At 70.4% G+C, this 20,528-nt stretch carries 18 protein-coding genes; 15 read left to right on the top strand and 3 right to left on the bottom strand.

The annotated features are described in order from the left end of the window. Nucleotides 1–30: 30 nt before the first annotated feature. From DQ384_RS09780 to DQ384_RS09800, 5 genes are all read left to right on the top strand, one after another. Nucleotides 31–372 carry an STAS domain-containing protein gene (locus DQ384_RS09780; protein ID WP_114028379.1) on the top strand — a complete coding sequence of 114 codons (342 nt, stop codon included), beginning with the start codon at nt 31–33 and terminating at the stop codon, nt 370–372. Nucleotides 373–420: 48 nt separating this feature from the next. Further along, nucleotides 421–1,194 carry an SDR family NAD(P)-dependent oxidoreductase gene (locus DQ384_RS09785; RefSeq protein ID WP_114028380.1) on the top strand — a complete coding sequence of 258 codons (774 nt, stop codon included), beginning with the start codon at nt 421–423 and terminating at the stop codon, nt 1,192–1,194. An 18-nt stretch (nt 1,195–1,212) separates the two neighbouring features. Continuing rightward, nucleotides 1,213–1,977 (top strand): crotonase/enoyl-CoA hydratase family protein, encoded by a 765-nt coding sequence (locus DQ384_RS09790; RefSeq protein WP_114028381.1) that lies wholly within the window; start codon nt 1,213–1,215, stop codon nt 1,975–1,977. A gap of 181 nt (nt 1,978–2,158) precedes the next feature. Next, a complete protein-coding gene (locus DQ384_RS09795) occupies nt 2,159–2,794 on the top strand; it encodes a rhomboid family intramembrane serine protease (protein ID WP_114028382.1) in 636 nt (211 codons plus the stop codon). 138 nt (nt 2,795–2,932) lie between these two features. Continuing rightward, a complete protein-coding gene (locus tag DQ384_RS09800; protein ID WP_220182861.1) occupies nt 2,933–3,343 on the top strand; it encodes a BlaI/MecI/CopY family transcriptional regulator in 411 nt (136 codons plus the stop codon). 38 nt (nt 3,344–3,381) lie between these two features. On the opposite strand, the gene serC is transcribed toward DQ384_RS09800, so the two are convergent. Then, nucleotides 3,382–4,494 (bottom strand): phosphoserine transaminase, encoded by a 1,113-nt coding sequence (gene serC, locus DQ384_RS09805; RefSeq protein WP_114028383.1) that lies wholly within the window; start codon nt 4,492–4,494, stop codon nt 3,382–3,384. 392 nt (nt 4,495–4,886) lie between these two features. Then, a complete protein-coding gene (locus DQ384_RS09810) occupies nt 4,887–5,993 on the bottom strand; it encodes a citrate synthase 2 (RefSeq protein WP_114028384.1) in 1,107 nt (368 codons plus the stop codon). Nucleotides 5,994–6,162: 169 nt separating this feature from the next. Here DQ384_RS09810 and pdxH point away from each other — a divergent pair, with 169 nt between their 5' ends. The 4 genes from pdxH (at nt 6,163) to DQ384_RS09830 (ending at nt 11,471) form a co-directional block, all read left to right on the top strand. Beyond that, nucleotides 6,163–6,816 (top strand): pyridoxamine 5'-phosphate oxidase, encoded by a 654-nt coding sequence (gene pdxH / locus DQ384_RS09815; RefSeq protein WP_220182862.1) that lies wholly within the window; start codon nt 6,163–6,165, stop codon nt 6,814–6,816. A gap of 70 nt (nt 6,817–6,886) precedes the next feature. Then, the gene (locus DQ384_RS09820) at nt 6,887–8,176 is read left to right on the top strand and encodes an MFS transporter (RefSeq protein WP_114028386.1); all 1,290 of its coding nucleotides are present in this window, start codon (nt 6,887–6,889) and stop codon (nt 8,174–8,176) included. A gap of 199 nt (nt 8,177–8,375) precedes the next feature. Further along, nucleotides 8,376–9,080 carry an iron-dependent transcriptional repressor DtxR gene (locus DQ384_RS09825; protein ID WP_114028387.1) on the top strand — a complete coding sequence of 235 codons (705 nt, stop codon included), beginning with the start codon at nt 8,376–8,378 and terminating at the stop codon, nt 9,078–9,080. A gap of 168 nt (nt 9,081–9,248) precedes the next feature. After that, the gene (locus tag DQ384_RS09830) at nt 9,249–11,471 is read left to right on the top strand and encodes an ATP-binding SpoIIE family protein phosphatase (protein ID WP_114028388.1); all 2,223 of its coding nucleotides are present in this window, start codon (nt 9,249–9,251) and stop codon (nt 11,469–11,471) included. Nucleotides 11,472–11,598: 127 nt separating this feature from the next. Here DQ384_RS09830 and DQ384_RS09835 read toward each other — a convergent pair whose 3' ends face one another. Beyond that, complete coding sequence (locus tag DQ384_RS09835) at nt 11,599–12,390, bottom strand: IclR family transcriptional regulator (protein ID WP_181871118.1); 792 nt, start codon at nt 12,388–12,390, stop codon at nt 11,599–11,601. A 272-nt stretch (nt 12,391–12,662) separates the two neighbouring features. Between DQ384_RS09835 and DQ384_RS09840 the strand changes: the two genes are divergently transcribed. The 6 genes from DQ384_RS09840 (at nt 12,663) to DQ384_RS09865 (ending at nt 20,482) form a co-directional block, all read left to right on the top strand. Continuing rightward, nucleotides 12,663–13,676 carry a sugar ABC transporter substrate-binding protein gene (locus DQ384_RS09840; RefSeq protein WP_114028390.1) on the top strand — a complete coding sequence of 338 codons (1,014 nt, stop codon included), beginning with the start codon at nt 12,663–12,665 and terminating at the stop codon, nt 13,674–13,676. Nucleotides 13,677–13,742: 66 nt separating this feature from the next. Then, on the top strand, nt 13,743–14,795 hold the full coding sequence (locus tag DQ384_RS09845; protein WP_114028391.1) for an ABC transporter permease: 1,053 nt from the start codon (nt 13,743–13,745) through the stop codon (nt 14,793–14,795). Continuing rightward, nucleotides 14,792–16,342, top strand: a complete 1,551-nt coding sequence (locus DQ384_RS09850; RefSeq protein WP_114028392.1) for an ATP-binding cassette domain-containing protein — start codon at nt 14,792–14,794, stop codon at nt 16,340–16,342. The genes DQ384_RS09845 and DQ384_RS09850 overlap by 4 nt, the downstream gene beginning before the upstream one ends. After that, complete coding sequence (locus DQ384_RS09855; RefSeq protein ID WP_114028393.1) at nt 16,339–18,477, top strand: hydantoinase/oxoprolinase family protein; 2,139 nt, start codon at nt 16,339–16,341, stop codon at nt 18,475–18,477. Before DQ384_RS09850 ends, DQ384_RS09855 begins: the two co-directional genes overlap by 4 nt. Then, the gene (locus DQ384_RS09860) at nt 18,474–20,252 is read left to right on the top strand and encodes a hydantoinase B/oxoprolinase family protein (RefSeq protein WP_114028394.1); all 1,779 of its coding nucleotides are present in this window, start codon (nt 18,474–18,476) and stop codon (nt 20,250–20,252) included. The genes DQ384_RS09855 and DQ384_RS09860 overlap by 4 nt, the downstream gene beginning before the upstream one ends. Beyond that, nucleotides 20,249–20,482, top strand: coding sequence for a hypothetical protein (locus DQ384_RS09865; RefSeq protein WP_114028395.1), 234 nt, complete (start codon nt 20,249–20,251; stop codon nt 20,480–20,482). The genes DQ384_RS09860 and DQ384_RS09865 overlap by 4 nt, the downstream gene beginning before the upstream one ends. The last annotated feature ends 46 nt before the right edge of the window (nt 20,483–20,528 follow it).

Consider the following 20,528-nt stretch of genomic DNA (forward strand, 5'->3'; position numbering starts at 1 on the left):
GTAAAGTGGGCCCCGCGAGGGAGGTTCCATATGAAGTTGCGGCTCGCGCGGCGCGCGTTCCCCGACGCGGTCGTGGTCGCGGTCGAGGGCGAGCTGGACCTTTTCACGGCGCCCTTCCTGCGCGACGAGATCCGCGAGGCGATCAAGCAGGACAGCAACCGCCTCGTGCTCGACCTCGGGGGTCTCTCCTTCATGGATTCGAGCGGTCTGTCGGTGCTCATCGAGGCGTGGCGCCTGGCGACCGGTGAGGGCGGCGGCGTCTCGCTCGCGGCTCCGCAGGCGCCCGTGGCGCGCATATTACGGACGACCGGTCTGGATCGCCGCATAAAGGTCTACTCCGATGTGGACTCCGCGATCTCCGGCGAGATTTGAGCCACCCCCAGTAGAACTTCATTCGGTACCCGCGTTAGTGTCCGGGATATGGACCTGAACGGAGCAGCAGCAATCATCTCGGGCGGTGCCAGCGGCCTCGGTGAGGCCACGGCACGCGAACTCGCCCGTATCGGCGCCACGGTCGTCATCGCCGACGTCAACGCCGACCGCGGCAAGACGATCGCCGACGAGCTCGGCGGCGTCTTCGCGCACACCGACGTCTCCGACGAGGCCTCGGTCCAGGCGGCCGTGGACGCCGCCGTGGCGACGGGCAAGCCCCTGCGCGGCGTGATCAACAGCGCCGGCATCGGCTGGGCGTCCCGCACGGTCGGCCGCGACGGCTCGCCGCACGACCTCGCCAGCTACCGCAGGGTGATCGACATCAACCTGATCGGCACCTTCAACCTCATGCGCATCGGCGCCGCCGCGATGGCGAAGACCGAGCCCGCCGACGAGGACGGCGCCCGCGGCGTCGTCATCAACACCGCCTCGGTGGCCGGCATCGAGGGGCAGACGGGGCAGGTCGCCTACTCCGCCTCCAAGGGCGGCATCATCGGCATGACGCTGCCGGCCGCGCGCGACCTCGCCGCGATCGGCGTCCGGGTCCTGACGATCTGCCCCGGCATCATCGACACCCCGATCTACGGGTCCGGCCCCGAGGCCGAGGCGTTCAAGGCCAAGCTGTCCGCGCCGGTGCCCTTCCCCAAGCGCATGGGTCAGGCGTCGGAGTTCGCGCAGCTCGTGCGCTCGCTGATCGAGAACGACTACATGAACGGCGAGGTCATCCGCTTCGACGGCGGAATCCGCTTCCAGCCCAAGTGAGATCCGCGGAGGTAGCAGGTGTCTGACGAGGTTCTCGTCGAGGTGGACGGCGGCATCGCCGTCATCACCATCAACCGGCCGCAGGCCAGGAACGCCGTCAACGGGGCCGTCGCGCGCGGCATCGCGGCGGCCCTGGACGAGCTGGAGGAGCGCAAGGACGTCTCGGCGTACGTCCTGACCGGCGCGGGCGGCACGTTCTCCGCGGGGATGGACCTGAAGGGGTTCCTGACCGGTGACCTGCCCGTCGTCGAGGGGCGAGGGTTCGGCGGCATCACCGAGGAGCCCCCGAGGAAGCCCATCGTCGCGGCCGTGGAGGGGTACGCCCTGGCCGGCGGGTTCGAGCTGGTGCTGTCCTGCGACATCGTCGTGGCGTCGCGGGAGGCGAAGTTCGGCCTGCCGGAGCCGAAGCGCGGCCTGGTGGCGGGCGCGGGCGGGGTCATGCGGCTGCCGCGCCGCGTCCCGTACCACATCGCCATGGAGATCGCGCTGACCGGCGACTTCTACTCGGCCGAGCGGCTGCGCGAGCTGGGGCTGGTCAACCGGGTGACCCCGCCGGGCGAGGCGCTGGCGGGTGCCAAGGAGCTGGCGGCCAAGATCGCCGCCAACGCGCCGCTGTCGCTGCTGGCGACCAAGCGCATCGTGGTGGAGTCGGCGGACTGGCCGCGGGGGGAGATGTTCGCCCGGCAGGGGGAGATCATCGACCCGGTGTTCGGCTCCAAGGACGCGCGTGAGGGCGCGGCGGCGTTCGCCGAGAAGCGCGAGCCGCGGTGGACGGGAGAGTGATCTTCTCCGCCGAGTGATCATTCGTATGAATGATCACCGCAGGTAGGTGGGTGCATGTTGCCCAGCAATGTGGGCAACATGCGCCTTTTTCGTGTCTAACGCGAAATCGCGAGTTAAACGCAGTTTGCGTACGGTAAAGGGAGATACGTAGCGCGTTCCAAGGTGGTACAAGAGGAGAGCGATGAACGATTACGCGACCGGGGTGGCACCGAGCCGCACTTCGAGCGAGATGGTCAAGCGGCGTGTGGGCAGCCTGGTCACGGGGGCGGCCGCCGCCGCCATCGTCGTCATCTTCCTGGTCGCGGTCGAGTGGGCCGTCGAGGTCGCGGACTACGTCCTGCCCCAGGACCTGGACCGGTACGGCATCGTGTCGCACCAGGTCGACGGGCTGAGCGGGATCCTGATCGCTCCCTTCCTGCACGCCGGGTTCGGCCACCTCATGGCCAACACCGTCCCCCTGGCCATCCTGGGCTTCCTCGCGGCCGTGCGCGGCCTCGGGCGGTTCTTCCTGGCCAGCCTGATCATCATCGTGGTGAGCGGGCTCGGCGTCTGGTTCCTCAGCCCTCCCGGCCTGACGGTGGGGGCCAGCGGCCTGGTGTTCGGGTACTTCGGGTACGTCGTGACGCGGGGCCTGTTCGACCGGCACGTCCTGGACATCGCCCTCGGTGTCGGTGTGGCGGTCCTGTACTACTCGCTGATCTGGGGCGTGCTGCCGGGCCAGCCCGGCATCTCCTGGCAGGGCCACCTGTTCGGGCTCATCGGCGGGGTGCTGGCCGCCTGGACGCTCCGCCGGAGGAGGCGCCCCGCGCTCGCCTGAACCGCCGTCCGGGCCCCCTGACCGCCCGTACGGCCGACGACACACGCGGCGCCCGCGCCGCGGATTGGCCCAGCAGAGTGGCAGAGAGGTTCCGGCACCAGGCTCGCCTGGACGCGGACGATTGGAGAGAGTGCCCGCGTGAACAATCTGGGATCCCTAGAGCGCGCCATCATGGAGGTGCTCTGGGATTCCCCTCATCCCCTGCTCGTCCGCGAGGTGCTGGCGCTCCTCAACGCGGACGCGGAGAAGCCGCTCGCCTACACCACGGTGCAGACCGTCGCCGAGCGGCTGGCGAGGAAGGGCCTGGTACGGCGCACGGCCGAGGGCAAGGCCTTCCGGTACTCCGCGAGCCGCTCGCGCGACGAGCACGTCACGGCCGTGATGCTGGAGGCGCTGGCAGAGAGCCACGACCGCGCGCCCGTGCTGTCCTGCTTCGCGCGCAGCGTGGACCTGGACGACGCGCTGCGCCTGCTGGAGGAGCTGGCCCGCCGCACGGGCGGGCACGACCACGTCGCCGGCCCCGGCTGGGTGCCGCCGCCCTCGGCCTGAGGGCCCCTGGCAGGAGCCGAGGGGCCCTCCGGCGGAGGCTAGAGGCGCTCGACCACGTGGTCGACGCAGGCCGTCAGCGCCTCGACGTCGTCGGGGTCGATGGCCGGGAACATCGCGATGCGCAGCTGGTTGCGCCCGAGCTTGCGGTACGGCTCGGTGTCGACGATGCCGTTGGCGCGCAGGACCTTGGCGACCTCGGCGGCGTCGACCTCGGCGGAGAAGTCGATCGTGCCGACGACGTTGGAGCGCTGCGCCGGGTCGGCCACGAACGGCGTGGTGTAGGCGGTCTTCTCGGCCCAGGTGTAGAGCCGGGACGCCGACTCGGCCGTGCGCGAGGTCGTCCAGGCCAGGCCGCCGTTGCCGTTCATCCAGTCGAGCTGGTCGGCCAGCAGGAACAGCGTGGCCACCGCCGGGGTGTTGTAGGTCTGGTCCTTGACCGAGTTGTCGATCGCCGTCGGCAGGCTGAAGAACTCGGGGACGAACCGCCCGCTCGCGGCGATCTCGTCCACCCGGGCCAGCGCGCGGGGCGAGAACAGCGCGATCCACAGGCCGCCGTCGGAGGCGAAGCTCTTCTGCGGGGCGAAGTAGTAGACGTCGAACTCGCCGGCCTCGACGGGCAGGCCGCCCGCCCCGGACGTCGCGTCCACCAGCACCAGCGAGTCGTCGCCGCCCACCCGCCTGATCGGCATCGCCACGCCGGTCGAGGTCTCGTTGTGGGTGAGCGCGTAGACGTCCACGCCCTCCTCGGCGGAGGCCTGCGGGTGGCTGCCGACCTCGGACTTGATCACGGTCGGCTCGCCGAGCCACGGGGCCTTGGCCGCCACGGCGGCGAACTTCGACGAGAACTCGCCGAAGTGGAGGTGCTGGGACTTCTCCCTGATCAGCCCGAACGCCGCGATGTCCCAGAACGCGGTGGTGCCGCCGTTGCCCAGCACGACCTCGTACCCCTCGGGGAGGGAGAACAGGTCGGTCAGGCCCTCGCGGACCCGGCGGACGAGGTTCTTCACCGGCTTCTGGCGGTGGGAGGTGCCCATGACGCTCGCGCCGGCGGAGGCCAGGGCGGCGAGCTGCTCCGGGCGTACTTTCGAAGGCCCGCAGCCGAAACGGCCGTCCGCGGGCTTGAGGTCAGCGGGAATCTCGATGTCAGCCACCTGACCAAGCCTAGTGAGCCCTACCGGTGGTCATGCCGCGGGTCCGGATCGTGAGATACGCGCGAACGTGGGCGAGACGCCCTGGTACGCGAGCCGGGCCGTCCGCCGTCGCTCCCTGGGCGGTGTGAGCGGGACGGTGCGAAGTCCAGGCCCGGACACGCGAAAGGCCCGCAACTGGGGGCTGCGGGCCCTGTACGGGGTTCTGTGCCCCGGTCCGGCGAGGCCAAGGGCGGCCGGGAGACGCCGGGAGACGCCGTAGGGCGCCTGAGGGGACGCGGAGACGCCGGTGGCGCTGGAGGACGGCTGTCGTTCCGCGAGCCGGAGGGGAGACGGCGGAGATGTCCGGAGGTGTGGTGAGTGGTCCTTGCGGGTCAGCCCCTGCCGACGACGGGTCAGTCCTTGCCGACGACCTCGTCCGCCCCCGGGACGTCCTGGATCGACCGCTGGGGAGGGCCGACGTAGCGCGCGCTTGGACGGACGAGCCTGCCCGTGCGCTTCTGCTCCAGGATGTGCGCGGCCCAGCCCGCCGTACGGGCGCAGGTGAACATCGAGGTGAACATGTGCGGGGGGACCTCGGCGAAGTCCAGCATGATCGCGGCCCAGAACTCCACGTTGGTGGCGAGCACGCGGTCGGGCTTGCGGGCGTGCAGCTCGGCCAGCGCGGCCTTCTCCAGCGCGACGGCGACCTCGTACCGCGGCGCGTTGAGCTCCTGCGCGGTGCGGCGCAGCACGCGGGCGCGCGGGTCCTCGGCCCGGTAGACGCGGTGGCCGAAGCCCATCAGGCGCTCGCCGTCGTCGAGGGCGCGCTTGACGTAGGTCTCGGCGTTGCCGATGCGCTCGACCTCCTCGATCATGTGCAGCACGCGGGCCGGGGCGCCGCCGTGCAGCGGCCCGGACATCGCGCCCACCGCGCCCGACAGGGCGGCGGCCACGTCGGCGCCGGTGGAGGCGATGACGCGGGCGGTGAACGTCGAGGCGTTCATGCCGTGCTCGGCCGCGGAGGTCCAGTAGGCGTCGATGGCCTTGACGTGCCTGGGGTCGGGCTCGCCGCGCCAGCGGACCATGAAGCGCTCGACGATCGTGGACGCCTCGTCGACGCGCGACTGCGGCACCATGGGCAGCCCGAGCCCGCGGGCGGACTGGGCGACGAACGACAGCGCGGTGACCGAGGCGCGCGCGAGATCGTCGCGGGCCTGGTCCTCGTCGATGTCGAGGAGCTGACGGAAGCCGTACGCGGGCGCCAGCATGGCGAGCGCGCTCTGGACGTCGACGCGGATGTCACCGGAGTGGACGGGGATGGGGTACGGCTCGGCCGGGGGGAGGCCCGGCTTGAACGTGTTGTCGACCAGCAGGCCCCACACGTGCCCATAGGACACGCGTCCGACCAGCTCTTCGATGTCGACGCCCCGGTAGCGCAGAGCGCCCCCTTCTTTGTCCGGTTCCGCGATCTCGGTCTCGAACGCTACGACGCCTTCCAGCCCGGGTTTGAAGTCGGACATTCTCGGCCGCCTCCCTTTCTTGAAGTCAAAGCCTTGATGTCGAGATACCGGCGGGTCATATTCAACCCCCTCGGTGGTGGTGATCCGCCACGGGGTTCCGCGAAACGCGAACCCCCTGGTAGGGGGTGCCGCGATGGACGCGCCGCCGGACGCGGAAGAATACCGGTCTGTGGATGCCGCTTCGAGCCCGCCGTCCTTCTCCGGGCTTCGCCGTACATACGAGGGTCGTCCTCTGAAAGAGGAGGACCTCGCCGCCGATCCGGTCACTCAGTTCGCGTCGTGGTTCGCCGACGCGGTCGAGGCCGGGCTTCCCGAGCCCAACGCCATGGTGCTGGCCACCTCCTCCGCCGGGGGCCTGCCCACCGCCCGTACGGTCCTGCTCAAGGGGTATGACCAGCGGGGTTTCGTCTTCTACACCAACTACGAGTCGCGCAAGGGCCGCGACCTCACCGAGAACCCCCGCGCCTGCCTTCTGTTCCCCTGGCACCCGCTGCGCCGCCAGGTGCGCGTTGAGGGAAAAGTCACACGTCTTCCCCGGGAGGATTCCGCCGCCTACTTCCACTCCCGGCCGTACGGCTCGCGCATCGGGGCCTGGGCCTCGCGGCAGTCGGCGGTGGTGCGCTCGCGTGAGGAGCTGGACGCGCGCTTCGCCGAGCTGGCCGAGCGGTGGCCGGAGGATCCACCCATGCCGGACTTCTGGGGCGGTTTCCGCGTGGTGCCCTCGGAGGTCGAGTTCTGGCAGGGGCAGGTGGACCGCATGCACGACCGGCTGCGCTACCGCCGGACGGGCGCCTCGTGGGCGGTGGAACGCCTCGCCCCCTGACTCGCTGCTCAGCGTGGCTGAGTAAAGTGCCCGGAGATGTTCCATATGTACCGGGTCGGCGGGGTGGGGAATGGCGGGGGTCGTCCAGTCCGGGCTCAAACGGATCGCCGTCGACACCAGGCCGTTGCGCGTCCCCGCGTACCGGCGGCTGCTGGCAGGGCAGGGCATCTCGTTCGTCGGCTTCCAGCTGACCTCGGTGGCGGTCAGCGCCCAGGTGTACGACATCACCCAGTCCTCGCTGTGGGTGGGCCTGCTCGGCCCCGCCAACCTCATCCCGCTCGTGGTGTTCGGGCTGTGGGGCGGCGCCGTCGCCGACGCGGTGGACCGTCGTAAGCTGCTGCTCACCGGTTCGGTCGTCGCCTGGCTAGCTACCCTCGCGCTGCTGCTCCATGCCTTGTCGGGCGGGGAGAACGTCTCCTTCATGCTGCTCGTGGTGGCGCTGCAGTCCACCGGGTTCGCGGTCAGCTCGCCGACGCGGGTCGCGATCATCCCCCGGCTCGTTCCCCTCGACAACGTCCCCGCGGCCAACACGCTCAACTTCCTCGTCAGCGCCATCGGCTCGGTGCTCGGCCCCCTGCTCGCCGGCCTCGTGCTCGCCCGGGGCGGGTACGGGACCGCGTACCTCATCGACGCCGTCCTGTTCGGCGCGGGCTTCTACGCGGCGGTGCGGCTGCCGCGCCTGGACCCGCTGGGCGCGGTGTCCCGGCCCGGCCTGCGCTCGGTCGTGGACGGCCTGCGCTACATCGGAAGCCAGCCGGTCGTGATGATGTCCTTCGTCGTGGACCTCATCGCCATGGCCTTCGCGATGCCGAGGGCCCTGTTCCCCGAGATCGCGGCCGAGCGCTTCGGCGGGTCGCCGGTCGCGTTCGGATGGCTCTCGGCCAGCCTGGCGATCGGCGCGGTCACCGCGGGCCTGGTCTCCGGGTGGGTCGGCCGCGTGCGCCGCCAGGGCGTCGCGCTGACGGTCGTGATCGCGTTGTGGGGGCTCACGGTCGCCGCCTCGGCCTTCGCGGGGCCGCTGTGGCTGGTCGTCGTCCTGCTCGCCGTCGGCGGCGGCATCGACATGATCTCGTCGGTGTGGCGGCAGACGATCCTGCAGACCTACGCCCCGGACGAGATGCGCGGGCGGATGCAGGGCGTGTTCATGGTCGTGGTCGCCGGCGGGCCTCGCCTCGGGGATCTGCGGGCGGGCGCGACGGCGAGCGCGTTCGGCCTCGGACCGGCCTGGGCGGGCGGCGGGTTGCTGTGCGCCGCGATCGTCGTCGTCGCCGGTCTCGCCGTCCCGGCCTTCTGGAAGTACGACACGTCGAAAGATCGTCCGGGCGCGGCGGGGCCTCCTCGGTCGACTCCTCAGTTGTAGGTGTGACGCCGGGGGTCCGGCGGCCTGAGATAATGAGGAACGATCACGTTCCCCATCTGCGACCGTTCTGTCAGTCGGTCTGCGTAAGCTCTGTTCCGACACGGACCCCTGCTTCCGAGAGCCGGTGCCACAGGCCTGTCACCGATGGCTGTAACCCCAGGAAGCGGGACGTAGCATCGATATTGGGAGGGGAGGAGCCTTGACCGCACACGGCCTCATCGACACCACCGAGATGTACCTCCGCACGATCTACGAGTTGGAGGAAGAGGGGATCACCCCTCTACGCGCCCGCATCGCCGAACGGTTGCAGCAGAGCGGCCCGACGGTGAGCCAGACGGTGGCCCGCATGGAACGCGACGGTCTGGTCAAGGTCGAGGGCGACCGCCACCTCACCATGACGGACCTCGGCCGTGCCCTCGCCACCCGGGTCATGCGCAAGCACCGCCTGGCCGAATGCCTTCTCACGCAGGTCATCGGCCTGCCGTGGGAAGAGGTCCACATCGAGGCGTGCCGCTGGGAGCACGTCATGTCGGAGTCGGTCGAGACCCGCCTCGTGACCCTGCTCGACAACCCGGTGGTGTGCCCGCACGGCAACCCCATCCCGGGGCTGGACGAGCTCGGCGTCAAGGAGCCAGGTGTCACCACCGCCGAGATGATGTCCGCCATGGCCGACCTCGCCGGGCCGGGAGACATCCCGGTGGTCGTCCGACGAATCAGCGAACAAGTGCAAAGTGATCCCGTCGTGATGCTTAAACTCAAGCAAGTTGGGATACAACCCGGACGCGAGGTGACGCTCGCGGCGAGCGACGACGGTGTACGGGTGACAGGTGACGATGAAGCGGACAACACTCTCGCGGATCTCCCGCGCGATGTCGCCGCGCATGTCTTCGTGTCCAGGCGCTGATCGTCCAGGGTGTGCTTGGTTGGCTCCCGGTAGAAAGTCCCCCCTTTCCATGTCCGACAACCCGGCTTTCCCGGGTCCTCTGGGAAGCCCACGGCAGGCCGCCGAGGCTGCTCCAGGAGCGCATGTGGTCCTCTACGGGATTTACCCCCTCCGGGGGGTGGCCGCAAGATGAAGCGATGGGGGGACCTTTCGCAGGACGCGGCCGACCACCTCACACCCGACTCGGTACTCAACAACGCCGAGATGGCCGTGGTGGTCACCGACCGCTTCAGCAACGTCCTTTACTGGAACCCGTTCGCGGAGCGCCTGTTCGGCCGTCCTGACCGCACGCCGGACGGCGAGCAGACCGTCCTGTCCTTAGGCATCATGGAGAAGGACCACCCGCTGGCCGTCGAACTGGCCAAGCACGTCCTCAAGGGCGGCGTGTGGGAGGGCACCTTCGACGTGCTACGCGCGGACGGCACGATCATCTACGTCCGCGCGCAGGCCGTCCCCCTGCGCCACCCCTCCGGCTCGGTCACCGGCGTCGTCATCACGGCCCGCGAGGCGATGCGCAGCAACGAGCGCGAGAAGGACCGCTTCGGCCTGCTCGAACGCATCGGCGAGCGCCTCGCCAGCTCGCTGTACGTCGAAGAGACGCTCAACCGGGTCGCCGAGATGCTGGTCCCCCAGTTCGCCGACCACTGCTTCATCGAGCTCAACGAGGGCGACCGGCTCGTCCGCAAGGTCTCCACGCACGTCAAGGGCTGGACTCCGCCACCGGGCACCTGGCGCCCCGTCGGCTCCGAGATCCGCTACCCGGCCGGCCACTACGCCGAGATCGCGATGCGCCGCCAAGAGACGATCATCGTCGAGGACTTCGCGCAGATGAGCTACCCCTCGCCCAGCGAAGAGAGCACCAAGCTCTGCGGCGAGATCGGCATGACCTCCGCCATCGTGGCGCCGCTGTGCGCGCGCGGCGAGACGCTCGGCCTGATGTACCTCGGCCTGTCCAACCTCACCGACCGCCGCTCGCCCCACTACGACGCGTTCGACCGCGACTTCGTCGGCGCCATCGCCACCCGCGTGGCCATCGCCGTCGACAACGCGCTGCTCTTCGAGGAGGAGCGCCACACCGCCGAGTCCTTCCAGAAGTACCTGCTGCCGCGCGAGCTGCCCCAGCTCGACGGCCTGGAGATCGCCGTCCGCTACTACCCGGCGGCCCCGCTCGCCTCGCACGGCCAGGGAATCCAGACCCAGGTCGGCGGCGACTGGTACGACGTGATCCCGCTGTCCGCGGGCCGCGTCGGCATCGTGATCGGCGACGTCGAGGGCAGGGGGGCCAAGGCCGCCGCCGTCATGGGCCAGCTCAGGGCCGCGCTGCGCGCCTTCGCCCAGGACGACAAGTCCCCGGCCGACATCCTCGCCCGGCTGGACGAGTGGACGCGCATCATCGGCCCGCCCGAGCGCGACGACTACGGCGCCGACGTCAGCACCCCGCCCATCGTCACCTGCCAGTACCTCGTGTACGACGCGTGGTCGCGGCAGCTCTCGTTCGCCAACGCCGGCCACTCGCCGCCGCTGCTGATCGTCGACGGCATGGTGCGCGAGCTCGACATCTCCGAGGTCGGCCAGCCGCTCGGCGTCAGCGCCAAGGGCATGCACGCCGACCTGGTCTACAAGGAGGAGAGCCGGGTGCTGCCGCCCGGCGCCGCGCTCCTGCTCTACACCGACGGCCTGGTCGACCGGCGCCCGCCCAAGGGCGAGGCCCCGCTCACCGACGAGCAGACCCTGCGCGTCCTGTGCGACAAGGTCGCCGGCGCCTCGGCCGACTCGGTCGAGCGCATCGCCGAGGCCGCCACGCGGGCGGTGCCCGGCGAGATCGACGACGACATGGCGATCCTGGTCATCCGGTCGGCGGGCAAGGAGCTGAAGTTCGAGGAGCGCACGTTCCCCGCCCAGCCGATCATGGTGGGGGAGGCCCGGCGCATGGCGCTGGAGGCGTTCGCGAGCTGGGGCGTACCCGACGAGCGCGCCGAGATGGCCTGCCTGCTGGTGTCCGAGGTCGTCACCAACGTCGTCCTGCACGCCGCCAGCGCCAGCGTCCCGCGCAGGGAGCTGGTCCTGGACGGCCCGCCGCTGCCCTTCGACGAGTCGTGGGACGTCCCCGGCTTCGACTCCGACATCGTCAACGAGAAGGAGTTCACCCTCCGCCTGCGCCGTGGCGAGGAGTCGATCTGGGTCGAGGTCTTCGACCAGGACCTGCGCCTGCCCCGCATCCGCAGCGCCGGCGAGAACGACGAGGGCGGCCGGGGCCTCTACCTGGTCGACCAGCTCGCCAAGCGCTGGGGCTCCCGCCCCACCAAGGAGGGCAAGGCCGTCTGGTTCGAGATCCCGACGCGCGGCCGCTGACCTCCGCCGTGCCGGGGATCGTCCCCTGGCCATCGGCCGGCCGGCGTTCTCGCTCGCCGGCCGGGGTGGTGGGCCGCCGGGCGAGTGACCGAGGAACCGCCCGGCGAGTGGTCAGGACGGGAACGGCCTAGCGTCCGCCGAGCTCGGTGGTGATGGTGCCGGCGTAGCGGCGGACGAGGGCGCCGATCTCGGCGGCGGAGTCGGCGCGCATCTCGTGTTTGAGCGCCGTGACGCTGATCGCCCCCACGCAGGTGCCCGTGCGGTCGAGCACGCTCGCACCGATGCAGACGACCCCCGCCGTGTCCTCCTCGTCGTCGATCGCGTACCCCCGCTCGGCGGTGCGGTGAAGATCGTGCAGCAGGGTGTCGATGTCCACGATGGTGTTGGGGCCACGTGCCGGGAGGCCGATCGCCCCAATGATCGCACGCACCTCCTCGTCGTCGAGCGTCGCCAGCATCGCCTTGCCGATGGCGGTGGCATGGGGCAGTTCGCGGCGGCCGAGGAACGGCGCGATGCGGATGGTGCCCGGCCCGTCGATGCGCCCGATGGCCACGGCGTACCCCTCGTCGAAGATCGCCAGGCGTGAGGTCAGCCCGGCCACGCGGGTCAGCTCCTCCAGGTACGGCATCGCGATCTCGCGGAGCCCGGTCTGGGACGTCACCTGGTCTCCCAGGTAGGCGAAGCTCAGGCCGAGGCGGTAGCGCCGGGTCGGGCCGGTGCCCTGGCTGGCCACGAAACCTCGTCGCAGCAACGTCTGGAGGATCGAGTAGGCGCTGCTCTTGGACATGCCGACGGTGGTCGCGACCTCGGTGACGGCGAGGCCCTCGCGTCCACCGTGCGCCAGAGCCTCCACGACGTCGAGGGCATGGTCGAGGCTCTTCACGCGGTACTTGTCGGCGTTGTCAGTGTTTGGGGTCACCGAACGATTATCGGCATCACCGAACGCGGCCGTCAACCCGTGCGCGTAAAGTGACGTATACCCCCTTGACGTCCGAAATTTCCCAATGCCATAGTTTCGTATCACATAACCCCGTTTGGTGATACCGAACAAGACCTAGGGTGGAACGCATGCTCCGCTATCGCTCCTGGTCACTAGGCGTGGCCGGCCTCGCGGCCGTCCTCGCGACCGCAGGTTGTCAGAGCAGTTCGAAGACATCGACCTCCACGGGGACCGAGGTGCCTGCCCAGGCGATGTCGCACACGTTCTCGTGGGGCGAGTTCAAGCTCGCGCCGCGCATCGCCGAGAAGATCAAGAGCGGCGAACAGGCGAACGTCGTCATCGACATCCAGGGCACGGCGCTGCCGATCCAGGGCGCCCAGATGCGCATCGGCATGCAGCGCGGGTGCGACAAGGAGCAGGCCAGGCTGGCGATCGCGTGCCGGCTCACCGGCCCGGTCACCACCAACACCTCGGCGCAGCTCGCCGAGCTGGAGACGCTGCTCAGCGGCAACCAGGTCGACTGCCTGGGGCTTCAGTCACCCCTGCCCGACCAGTACGTGGGCATCATCGACAAGTACGTCAAGGCGGGCGTGCCTGTCTTCACCCTGAACAACGACGTTCCCAACTCCAAGCGGTTCGCCTTCTACGCGCTGAACGAGCAGCAGGCCGGCCAGGTCAACGGCGAGACCACCGCCGCCATCGTCAAGGCCAAGGGGCTCACCGTCGACACCGTCGCGCTGGGAAGCGGCCAGCCGGCCGGGCCGTGGGCGCAGGCGCGCATGACCGGCTTCGTCGCCGGGTTCACCTCCGCCTTCCCCGACGCCAAGTTCTTCAACGACCCCAAGAGCGGCATCCCCACCGGTGACAACTTCACCACCCAGGAAGTGCTCAACAGCGTGGGGCCGTTCCTCGTCGCCCACAACGACGTCAACCTCTTCTTCCACACCGACCAGGGGGTCGAAGGAGTCGGCGACATCATCAAGAGCAAGAACCTGTCCGGCAAGGTGTGGACCTCGGGCTTCAACGTCAGCGGCCCGATCCTCGACTCGATCGACGCCGGCAGGACGCTGGTCACCATCGACCAGGGCTTCGACAACCAGGCCGAGGCGCCGGTCTCCGCGTGCGTGGACTACCTGACCGCCGGCACGGTCCCCTCGGAGCCCCTTCAGTACCTGAAGCCGATCGTGATCACCAAGGAAGGCGGCCCCGGGCTCATGACCACTGCCGAGGCCCGCAAGCGCCTCGCCGACGCCACGACGCGGTAGACGTGCGCCTCGCCGGACCAGCCGCGACGAACCGCCCACCCTGCATCGAGTGTCAGGAGGTGTCACATGTCAACCGCCGTTAGCCCACCCCTCCAGCGCGTGTCCCTGCCCCTGGAGCGACTGCGGACCCTGGGGCTGGTGCTCGCGATCATCCTGATCGGCCTGTTCTTCCAGTCGCAGCGGTCGACGTTCCTCAGCAGCGACAACCTGCTGACCCTGCTCCGGTCGATGTCCTCGCTCGGCATCATCGCCTTCGCCCAGCTCTCCGTCATCCTGCTGGGCGAGATCGACCTCGCCGTGGGCGCGATCTACGGGCTGGTCTCGACCTCCCTGGCGGTGCTGTGGCTGGGCGGCGGAAACCTTCCCTTCTCGCTTCCGTTCCTCCCCGCCCTCGGAGCGGCGCTGCTCATCGGCTTGTTCGCCGGCGCGCTGAGCGGCTTCCTGACCGCCTATCTGAAGATCCATTCGTTCATCGCCACGCTCGGGCTGCTCAGCCTCGCGTCCGGCACCGAGCTTCTGGTCAGCAACGCCTCCACGTTCAACCCCGCGTACAACACCCCGCCCCCGCCCTCGGGCGAGCTCTCGTTCTTCCAGGCCCTCGGCGGCACGCAGCTCCCGTTCGGCGTCCCGATCCAGGTGCTGTGGCTGGCGCTCTTCTTCGGGGTCTTCTGGTTCCTGCGCCACCGGAGCATCGTCGGGTTCCGCCTGCTGGCCATCGGAGGCAACCCCAAGGCCGCGGCGATCGCGCGCCTGCCGATCAGGCGCTACCGCCTGGTGGTCTTCATGGTCAGCGCGCTCATGGCGTCCGTAGCCGGCATCCTCGACTTCTCCTACGTCGGCTCGGTCGGGCCGAACTCCGCGGGTCAGCTCAACCTCCAGGTGATCGCCGCCGTGGTGATCGGAGGCGCGAGCCTCATGGGCGGCCGCGGGACCATCTGGGGGACGCTGCTCGGAGCGGTCCTGCTCGCGGTGCTGGCCAACGGCCTCGCCCTGCTCGGCATCGGCGCCTTCGCCCAGTTGCTCTTCGTGGGGTTCGTGACCATCGGCGCGGTGATCCTCGACCGGGTGACGAGCGATCTCGGCAACCGCCGCCGGGGGACGGCGACGGCGGCCTCATGACCACCACCATGGAGATCCGCGGGGTGCGCAAGCGGTTCGGGAACACCCAGGCGCTGGCCGGAGTCGACCTCACCCTGCGCGGCGGCGAGATCCTCGGCATCGCCGGGCCCAACGGCGCCGGCAAGAGCACGCTGACGAAGATCCTCTGTGGCGAGGAGTCGATGGACTCCGGCGAGATCCTCGTCGACGGGCGCCCGTGGAAGCCGGGAGACGTCTCCGACCCGATCGCCATCGTCCACCAGGAACCCCAGGTGTGGACCAACCTCACCCTGGAGGAGAACCTCCTGGTGGGCAACGAGGGCGCCTGGTGGCGGGCGCCGGTCGCGGGGGACGAACAGCGGCGCGTCCTCGAATCGCTGGGAGTGGCACACCTGGCCGACCAGCCGCTGGAACGGTGCACCCTCGCCGTGCGGCAGCGCGCGGAGATCGCCCGCGCCCTGGTCAGGTCGGCCCGGTTCTTCCTGTTCGACGAGCCGAACTCCGCCCTCACCGACGAGGAGTCCCACGCGCTCTTCGCCTTCATGCACGGGCTGGCCGACCAGGGCTACATCGTGGTCTTCATCTCCCACCGCCTGTCGGAGATGGTCGCGCACTGCCACCGCGTCGTGGTGATCAGAGACGGCGTTCTCGCGGCGACCCTGACCGGGGACGCCCTCACCGAGCCGGCCATCGCGGTCGAGCTCGTCGCCGGCCAGACGCCGCGTACGGAGCGCCGCGTGGCCTCCCGCGCCGCCGACGGCGACGACTCCGCGCGCGTGCTGACCGTCACAGGGTGGACCGACGAGCCCGGGTCCTTCCGCCCGCTGGACCTGGAGCTTCGCCGGGGAGACGTGCTGGCGGTCGTCGGCGTCGAGGGCTCGGGCGGGCGCGAGCTGGTGGCGACCCTGGGCGGGCACCGTCCCGCGACCGGCGACGCCCGGCTGAACGGCGGGCAGGGCGCCAAGGCACTGCGGGAAAGGACCTCGTACCTTTCGGCGGACCGCCAGGAGATGCTCTTCCAGCACATGTCCGTGGGCGACAACCTCGTCCTCCGGCTCGGACGGCGCGAGATCTGCGGCCCGTTCGCCCGTCTGCGCCGCCGGGAGATCCGGTCGCGCTCCGAGCGGATGATCGAGCGGTACGCCGTGCGCACCTCAGGCCCGGACCAGAACCTGTCCGCCCTCAGCGGCGGCAACCAGCAGAAGGTCGCCATCGCGTCCGCCATGGCCACCATGCCCGAGGTGCTCGTCATCGAGGAGCCCACCCGCGGGGTGGACATCGGCAGCAAGGCCGAGATCTACACCATGCTCAACGAGTTCGCCGCCGACGGCCGCGCCGTCGTCGTCTTCTGCACCGAGGCCCCCGAGGTCTTCGAGGTCGCCAACCGGGTGATGGTCCTGGAAGGCGGCCGGATCGTCCAGGAACTGGCGGTCGGCGACTACGACACCGTCGACGCCTTCGCGCACGCGCTCGCGCTGCTCGAAGGCGTCGAAACGACCCAGGACCGGCCCGCGAACGGTCGCGCGACCCTCGCCGGCCCGTCCGATAGCACGGAGGAATCATCGTGACGACCTCGCCCCGCTGGCGCGTCGGGATGGACACGGGTGGGACGTTCACCGACCTCGTCGCGCTGTCCGACCAGGGACAGCTGCTGCTGAGGAAGGTCAGCTCCACCCCCCGCAACCCCTCGGACGCGGTGTTCGCCGCGCTGGAGCGCACCGGCCTCGACCTGACCGCCGACCTCGACGACTTCGTCCTCGGGACCACGATCGCCACCAACGCCGTCATCATGCGCCGCGGCGCCCCCGTCATCCTGCTGACCACGGCCGGGTTCGAGGACGTGCTGTACATCCAGCGCATCGACCGGCCCGGCCGGTACGACCTCCAGTGGGTCAAGGCCGAGCCCTACGCGCCACGCCGCACCACGGTCGGGGTGAGGGAACGGGTGCTCGCCGACGGGTCCGTACGCCTGGCGCTGGCGGACGAGGAGGTCGAACGGGTCATCGAGGCCGTCGGCGGCCTGCTGGCCGGGCACGACGGCGCGGCCATCGCGGTCTGCCTGCTCAACAGCTACCTCAACCCCGAACACGAGCGCGCGCTGGCGGCGAAGCTGCGCGCGGCCTTCCCGCAGGTGGCGGTCTCGCTGTCCGGTGAGGTCGCCCCCGTGTGGCGCGAGTACGAGCGCACGGCCACCACCGCGATGGACGCCTACGTGAGCCCCATCGTCCGGCGGTTCGCGCGCACGCTCGCGACCGGCCTGGACGAGCGGGCCATGTCCGGCTGGCACGCGCTGATGAAGTCCAACGGCGGCCAGGTGCCGCTGGAGCACTCCGCTGACCGTCCGATCGAGCTGGTCCTGTCGGGGCTGGCCGGCGGCATGATGGGCGGCGGCTACTGGGCGCGGGCGGTGGGCTCGGACAAGGCGGTCACCCTGGACATGGGCGGCACCAGCGCCGACGTCGGCGTGGTCGTGGACGGCCAGCTCCAGTACACCGGCCTGTTCGAGGTGGAGTGGGGCGTGCCCATCGCCGTCCCCATCATCGACGTGTCGACGATCGGCGCGGGCGGCAGCTCGCTGGCGTACGTGGGCAACGACGGGCTGCTGCACGTCGGGCCGGAGAGCGCCGGGGCCGATCCCGGCCCGGTCTGCTACGGCCGGGGCGGCACCCAGCCGACCGTGACCGACGCCAACCTGGTCCTGGGACGGCTGCATCCCGACCACTTCCTCGGCGGAGAGCTCGCCCTGGACGCCGGGAGCGCCGAGGCGGCCGTCGGCGAGCTGGCCGAGTCGCTCGAACTCGGCGTCGACGCCGCCGCCGAGGCGGTGCTCACGCTCGCCGTGGAGAACATGGCCGGCGCCGTGCGGCTGGTCACCGTCGACCGGGGCCACGACTACCGCGAGTTCGACCTGGTCGCCTTCGGCGGCGCCGGTCCGCTCCACGCGGCGGCCATCGCCCGGCACATGCGGATGCGGCGGGTCATCGTGCCCCCGACGCCCGGCCTGGTGTCCGCCTTCGGGACGATCATCTCCGACCAGCGGGTGGACCGCAGGATGACGGCCGTCCGCCGGCTCGACTCCCCGGAGGCGACCGACCTGGCCGGCATCCTGGCCGGCCTCGCCCGCGAGGCGCACGCGGAGCTGGCCGGGCAGCGCCGGGCCGACGCGACCGGTGACATCGTCGTCACGACCTACGTGAGCTGCCGGTACGTCGGCCAGAACTACGAGCAGGAGATCCGGACCTACCGCGGCCACCTCGACCGCTCGTACGAGACGGTGCTCACCGCGTCTCCCGGGGACCCGGACCTGGACCGGCGCCTGGTGGAGATGTTCCACGCCTCGCACGCGCGCGTGTACGGGTACGACCTGCCGGAGCAGGCCGTCCAGAGCGTGTACGTCGGCGCGACCGCCGTCCTCGCGGGGGGAGAGGTGAAGTTCGTCCCCTACGCGCGCACCACCCCGAACCCGCGGATCTCCACCAGGAGGGTGCAGGTCGGCGGGGGAGTCTGGGCCGACACCGTGGTCGTCGACCGCGAGGAGCTCCAGCCGGGCTACGCGCTGAACGGACCGGCGATCGTGGAGGAACCCAACTCCACCACCTTCGTCCCTCCCGGCTACCGCATGGAGGTCGACGGGACGTACTGCCTGATCATCGAGGCCGTCAAGGACCTCGGCGAGAGCCTCGACACGGGAGCGGACGCGTGAGCACACGGACGGGCACGGACGTGGACAAGATCACTCTGACCCTGGTCCACCGCCAGTTGGTCAACACCTGCGACGAGATGGCCGTGTCCATGATGAGGACCGCCTACTCGCCGATCTTCTCGGAGGGCCTGGACTTCTCCACGCTCATCCTCGACCGCGAGGGCAACCTCGTCGCCAACGCGGGCCTGAACCCGTCGATGCTCGGCGCGTCGCTGTACGCGGCGACCTGGATCGTGCGGGAGGTCGGTGCGGAGAACTTCGCCGAGGGCGACGTCTACATCCACAACGACCCCTACCGCGGCGGGTCGCACATGCCCGAGCACATGATGGTCATGCCGATGTTCGTGGACGGGGAGCTCGTCGCCTTCATCGGCAACATCGCCCACATGGCCGAGATCGGCGGCATGGCGCCCGGATCCTTCGCCGCCACCGCCACCGACGTCTACCAGGAGGGGCTCCGGCTTCCCCCGGTGCTGTTCTACAAGGGCGGGGAGCCCGTCAAGGACATCTGGCGGATCATGCTCGCCAACCACCGCACGCCCAACGACTCCTGGGGCGACCTGCACGCGATGTACGGGTCGCTCCAAGTCGGGCGGCGTCGCCTGGAGCAGCTCATGGAGGAGCGCGGCACCGACCTGGTGACCCGCGTGTTCAGCGGCATCCAGGACTACACCGAGGCCGCCCTGAGGGAGAACATCCGGGCGCTGCCCGACGGCGTCTACCACGGGATCGAGTGGTTCGACGACGACGGCATCACCTCCACCCCGCATGCGATCCGCCTGAGCCTGATCGTGGACGGCGACGAGATCATCTTCGACTTCTCCCGGTCGGACCCGCAGGCCACCGGGCCCATCAACGCGCCGTACGTCGTGACCATGTCCGCGTCGCTGAACGCGCTGCTGTACATGATCGGGACGGACCTGCCGGTCAACGCGGGCCTCAACCGGCCGGTGCGCATCGTCACCAAGCCCGGCACCATCTGCTGCGTCCAGCTCCCGGGAGCCTGCGTCGGCGGGCAGACGGAGTACCAGCCCCGGGTCATGGAGATGATCATGGGTCGGGTGCTCGGGCCGCTGCTGCCCGAGCGGGCTGCCGCGTCCAGCGGCAACACCTCGCTGAACTTCCTGTTCGGCGGCATCGACCCGCGGTCGGGCGAGTACTACGCCCACTACCACTTCGAGGCCACCGGCTGGGGCGGCCGGATGAGCACCGACGGCAACAACGCGACCATGCCTCCCCACGCGAACTGCCGCAACACCCCGGTCGAGATCTTCGAGCTGCGGTGGCCGTGGATCCACGAGAGCTACCGTCTCACCCGTGACGAGGTGGGGGCCGGACGGCTGCGCGGCGGCGCGGGTGTGGTGCGGGTGCTGGAGGTCGCCGCGGACACCATCTCCGTCAGCGCCCTGTCCGACCGGGCCCACCAGGAGCCGTGGGGCCTGTTCGGCGGGTCGGACGGCAGCCGCACCAGGATCGACATCAGCCCGGCGGGAAGCGAGGAGTTCGTCAGCTTCCAGGAACACTTCGGGCTGGTCAGCCCCACCAAGTTCACCAACGTCCGCCTGCACCGCGGCGACCGGGTGCGCCTGACGTCCCCCTCGGGCGCCGGCTACGGCCCCCCGGCCGAGCGTGTTCCCGACCTGGTGGCGCGGGACGTCCGCGAGGGCTACGCGAGCCCCGAGGAGGCGGAGTCGGTGTACCGGGTGCGCCTGGACGCCTCCGGCGACGTCGACCCCGTGGCCACCGCCCGTCTCCGTGAAGGGACCTCCGCATGAGCTGGCAGGATCTGACCAAGAGCTGGCAGGACACCTCCGTCGACTACTGCGACGTGTGCGGGAACCTGCTGATCCACACGTACTGGGAGTTCGCCGACGGCGACGCCACCCTGCGGGCATGCCGGCAGGAGGACGAGGCGTTGTGGCACCGCCTCAAGGGCTTCCGGGCCGGCTACCCGCCGCCCGGCCACACGCCGCCGCCCGGCCTGGTGGCCGCCGCCCGCGAGTGAGGCCCGCGCAGTCGTCAACCGTCCCGTCTTTGGCGTTCTCATCGAG

The organism is Sphaerisporangium album (assembly GCF_003323745.1).
Taxonomy (GTDB): domain Bacteria; phylum Actinomycetota; class Actinomycetes; order Streptosporangiales; family Streptosporangiaceae; genus Sphaerisporangium; species Sphaerisporangium album.

Bases quoted from the DNA above. Each gene is read 5' to 3' on its own strand.
- DQ384_RS09830 (WP_114028388.1), top strand. From the start codon at position 9,249: ATGAAGCGATGGGGGGACCTTTCGCAGGACGCGGCCGACCACCTCACA.
- DQ384_RS09840 (WP_114028390.1), top strand. From the start codon at position 12,663: ATGTCGCACACGTTCTCGTGGGGCGAGTTCAAGCTCGCGCCGCGCATC.
- DQ384_RS09810 (WP_114028384.1), bottom strand. From the start codon at position 5,993: ATGTCCGACTTCAAACCCGGGCTGGAAGGCGTCGTAGCGTTCGAGACC.
- DQ384_RS09850 (WP_114028392.1), top strand. From the start codon at position 14,792: ATGACCACCACCATGGAGATCCGCGGGGTGCGCAAGCGGTTCGGGAAC.
- DQ384_RS09845 (WP_114028391.1), top strand. From the start codon at position 13,743: ATGTCAACCGCCGTTAGCCCACCCCTCCAGCGCGTGTCCCTGCCCCTG.
- DQ384_RS09865 (WP_114028395.1), top strand. From the start codon at position 20,249: ATGAGCTGGCAGGATCTGACCAAGAGCTGGCAGGACACCTCCGTCGAC.
- DQ384_RS09820 (WP_114028386.1), top strand. From the start codon at position 6,887: ATGGCGGGGGTCGTCCAGTCCGGGCTCAAACGGATCGCCGTCGACACC.
- DQ384_RS09795 (WP_114028382.1), top strand. From the start codon at position 2,159: ATGAACGATTACGCGACCGGGGTGGCACCGAGCCGCACTTCGAGCGAG.
- DQ384_RS09785 (WP_114028380.1), top strand. From the start codon at position 421: ATGGACCTGAACGGAGCAGCAGCAATCATCTCGGGCGGTGCCAGCGGC.
- DQ384_RS09780 (WP_114028379.1), top strand. From the start codon at position 31: ATGAAGTTGCGGCTCGCGCGGCGCGCGTTCCCCGACGCGGTCGTGGTC.